This window comes from Brachyspira sp. SAP_772 (genome assembly GCF_009755885.1).
Classification (GTDB): Bacteria; Spirochaetota; Brachyspiria; order Brachyspirales; family Brachyspiraceae; genus Brachyspira.
The window spans coordinates 1-574 of sequence record NZ_VYIX01000312.1; the positions used below are offsets into that span (position 1 = coordinate 1).

Here is a 574-nt window from a genome sequence, read left to right on the forward strand (position 1 = left end):
GGGGTTTTTACTATGCCGTTTATTTCGAACTGGGGTTTTTACTATGCCGTTTATTTCGAACTCTCTTTCCCAAAGTTCTTGAAATGTTCTTAATCCTGATTTTTGTGTAAGTTTTTTTGTGTAATCATTTATATCAAATTTTAAATCATCTTTATCGTATACGGAACTTATTTTTTGATATTCATCATCTGTATTTTCTATCATAGAAGCAAAAGGCATATCTATAAACTCGCAGTTGATATTTCTTTTTGATGCTTCTTTTATTGCTACAAACTCTGGAGAATAATCTAAAAATGGATAGTAGCTTCTATATTTAATATCACTATCATAGCTGGAATATATACAAAATGGTGCTTTGGTTTCTTCATCTGTCATAAACTCCATTAAGTTGTTAGAGTCTATTGGTCCTTCTATTAATATACAATCTGGGTTAAAACTATTTATTACTTTTTTTAAATGATATGAGCAAGCTGGAGAATGATGCCTTATAGGTAATAGTAGTTGTTGTTTTTCTAAGTTATTTTTTTTTGACATTATTATAATACAATATTTTTTTATGATGATACAATATATA

At 27.5% G+C, this 574-nt stretch carries 1 protein-coding gene; it reads right to left on the reverse strand.

The genetic code is table 11. The features are described 5' to 3' along the window. On the reverse strand, positions 1–534 hold a 534-nt coding region (locus GQX97_RS14230), incomplete at its 3' end, for a DUF5682 family protein (RefSeq protein WP_232473447.1). Positions 535–574: the final 40 nt, after the last annotated feature.